Below are 2,964 nucleotides of genomic sequence, written 5' to 3'. Positions count from 1 at the left end.
CGGAAGATCGTCCTCAGTGAGAATTCCCTTTACGCCGGGCATCGCAAGAGCTGCGCTCAAATCCAGATGCTTGACGCGCCCGTGCGGCACTGGGCTGAGCAAAAGCTTGCAGAACAGCATGCCCTCGGCACGGTAGTCTTCGGCATACTTCGATCTGCCGGTTACCTTGGCGTATAAGTCGAGAGTCTGATAATTCTTGCCGATCAGTTTGTGATTGCCTCCATACTGAGGCTCTGTTGACTTCGTAGAGTCAGGAATTCTGCTAGGCATGGTTGGCCTCCCTTGCGATCTCCGCGCCGCGCATAAACGCGGTCAGAATCTTGTCATAGTCCTGGCACCGGCATAGGTTGCCTGAAATGCCGTGCGCCAACTCGGCGCGCGTGGGATTCGGGTTGGTCTTGAGGTATCCCACCGTAGCCATAATGAACCCCGACATGCAGAAGGCGCATTGGAATCCCTGTTCATCAAGGATGCCCTGCTGCACCGGGTGCAGTTTTCCGTCGGCGGCCTGCAGCCCTTCGACCGTCACAACTTTTGAGTTGCGCACCGTGTGCGTGAGCGTCGAGCACGAGTAGCGCGGTACATCGTCGATGAGCACCGTACAGGCCCCGCATTCGGCTCGATCGCATCCGATCTTGGTGCCGGTGAGACCCAGCTTGTAGCGCAGCGTCATCGCCAGCGTCTCCTGCTTCATAACGTCCACACGCCGCTGCTGGCCGTTAACGTTCAGGGTAATCAGGCGCTCGCCCGCACCGGCAGCCGATGCCAGGCTGGACGCGCGAAAGAGGTAGGTCGCTGAGGAGACGCCTGCTCCCCCGGCGATAACCCCTTGAATAAACTTTCGTCTCGAGACCGCCTTCGGCGTATCGTCGGTTTTTTTCATATCTGCTGTATCTGCCATTTCAGGATTACCTCCTTTAACATGCAAGAAAGCCTTCGGTTGAAGGAACGTTTGATCGATGGAAATGATGTCCAGCTGGCTGGGTTGGAACGTGCGTCCGTCTTGATGGCTGGACCGTAGAAGTCCATAGGAGCCTGGTTAATATTATATATCCCATCCTGCCGGAAAACCGAGCCAAAAGCCGGCGGCGTACAGACGCTTTCAGTAACAGGCTCGCTACTTCCGTGCTGCCACCGCAGGTCTGAGGCGCCAAGGCTATTTGCCGATTCGGATGCGGCGCGATGGTCATGCCGCGTTTACTTCATTTCGCCCATCAAGCCGTCGAGACCACGATCCAGGTGCAGCTGTGCCCAGTGGAACTCGGTTTGCAACATTTTAGAGACGTCGTCGCGCGACTTTTTCTGGACCAGCATGTCGTGAACGCGGTTTCGCAACTTCAGCGTGCTGTCGCGGAATTTGGCCATTTCCTGTTTCGTTGTGACTACGCCGTGGCCTGGAACCACGGCGTCAAAGTCGAAGTTCCAGCGCGGATTCGAGCGTTTTGGGCCATTCTTTGCCGCTGCCCCCGCCGGCGTAGTCGATTAGTTGGGGAGTGGCGTCGCCGAAGGTGAACATGTCGCCCGCCGCCAGCGTACGATCGGCCGGAAACAAGACCACCATGTCGCCATTGGTGTGAGCGCGCCCGAAGTGATACATCTCCACGTTCTTGCCGCCCAGATAGATGTGCGCGTGATGCTGGATCCGCGATGCCCGGCAGACCCGGCTGCTTGCCGTCCACCATGTTCTGGCGAGCCTCCTCGGTTGCCACCACGATGGCATTCATGTCTTGCATCTTCGCGTTTCCGCCGCTGTGGTCGGCGTGATGATGCGTATTGACGACGTACTTGATCGGCTGGTCGGTCACCTTTTTCAACTGCTCCAGGATGCCGTTGTGGTCGACGTCGAATTTATCGTCGACCAGAAGGACGCCTTCACTGGTAATCAGAGCCGTGGAGTTGCCGGGAACGATATCGTTGTGGATGACATAGAGATCGTCTTTCACCTTGATTAGATCCAATTTTGCCGGGGGCGGGCCTTGGGTGTAGGCCACCCATAAGCCGGCCAGCAGCAGCACCGCCGCGCTAAGACGGATGATCGAGCTTTTACGCATAGGTAGATTGTGACATGAGTCAACTTCAAGATCATCGTTCCGCAGGTGCCGCCGAGCACTTAAAATGTAGACACATGAGAATCGGAGGTGAATCATGTTGCGGAGCATGATGGGCGCGGCTGCGCTTGTCGCCTGCGGGTTGTCGACATTGCAGGCGGGCTCGACGTTGGTCCTGAGCGCGGACGGCATTACAGTTTATGACACCGTAAATAACATCAGCTGGCTCGCCGACGCCAATTTGCCGGCCACCAATCGATTCGGCCTTCCGGTATGCAGCACTTCTGGCCTGCAACCGTGTGTAAACCCAAGCGGCTCGATGAGCTACCAGAGCGCGGCCGCGTGGGTGAGTGCCATGAACGCCACCAACTATCTGGGGCACACCAACTGGCAGCTGCCGACCACACCGACAACCGACAAGGGCTGCGGGAAGACGGGGCCGCAAAACAATTCGTTCGGGTTCGATTGCTCGCTTGGCGCGCTGGGTTCGCTGTACTACAATGCGTTGGGGCTGAAGCCGCCCAATACCGCGGTTCCCATCCCCCACAACACGGCCGGTCCCTTCAGCAATTTCCAACCTTATCTATATTGGTCGCAAAGCCCTGGCCAGGGCGGCAATGCCACGCTATCGTTCAACAGCGGATTCCAGGGCGCCAATACCGTGGACAATTTTCTGTATACACTGCCGATGATCCCAGGCAAAATATCTGGAACGCCGCCCGCCACGGGCAATGGGCTGGAAGTCAATCCAGGCGGACAAACCGTCTATGATCCTGTGACGAACGTCACTTGGCTGGCGGACGCCAACCTGGCGGCCACTAGCACCTTCGGTCTTCCGCCTTGCAACAATCCGACCAGCCCGGCGTTATGTGTCAATCAGGATGGCGCGATGACGTTGGCTTCAGCCAATCAATTC

4 protein-coding genes and 1 pseudogene are annotated in these 2,964 nt (G+C 57.5%); 1 reads left to right on the top strand and 4 read right to left on the bottom strand.

Going from position 1 to position 2,964, the window contains the following annotated elements; all coding sequences use genetic code 11:
* From VNZ65_RS06295 to VNZ65_RS06280, 4 genes and pseudogenes are all read right to left on the bottom strand, one after another.
* Nucleotides 1–270 (bottom strand): annotated as a pseudogene (locus tag VNZ65_RS06295) (hypothetical protein); the annotation flags it as partial.
* The gene (locus VNZ65_RS06290; RefSeq protein ID WP_325667157.1) at nt 263–901 is read right to left on the bottom strand and encodes a (2Fe-2S)-binding protein; all 639 of its coding nucleotides are present in this window, start codon (nt 899–901) and stop codon (nt 263–265) included. The pseudogene VNZ65_RS06295 and the gene VNZ65_RS06290, both read right to left, overlap by 8 nt.
* A gap of 296 nt (nt 902–1,197) precedes the next feature.
* Nucleotides 1,198–1,365: a hypothetical protein gene (locus VNZ65_RS06285; RefSeq protein ID WP_325667155.1), complete on the bottom strand. Its 168-nt coding sequence runs from the start codon at nt 1,363–1,365 to the stop codon at nt 1,198–1,200.
* 17 nt (nt 1,366–1,382) lie between these two features.
* Nucleotides 1,383–2,051, bottom strand: a complete 669-nt coding sequence (locus VNZ65_RS06280) for an MBL fold metallo-hydrolase (protein ID WP_325667153.1) — start codon at nt 2,049–2,051, stop codon at nt 1,383–1,385.
* A gap of 94 nt (nt 2,052–2,145) precedes the next feature.
* Here VNZ65_RS06280 and VNZ65_RS06275 point away from each other — a divergent pair.
* A partial coding sequence (locus VNZ65_RS06275) for a hypothetical protein (RefSeq protein WP_325667151.1) occupies nt 2,146–2,964 on the top strand: 819 nt, incomplete at its 3' end.

The organism is Collimonas sp., assembly GCF_035566555.1.
In the GTDB taxonomy this organism is placed as follows: Bacteria; Pseudomonadota; Gammaproteobacteria; order Burkholderiales; family Burkholderiaceae_D; genus Collimonas.
Note: the sequence above shows the minus strand (reverse complement) of the source record. Positions and strands in the feature narration are given on the sequence as shown.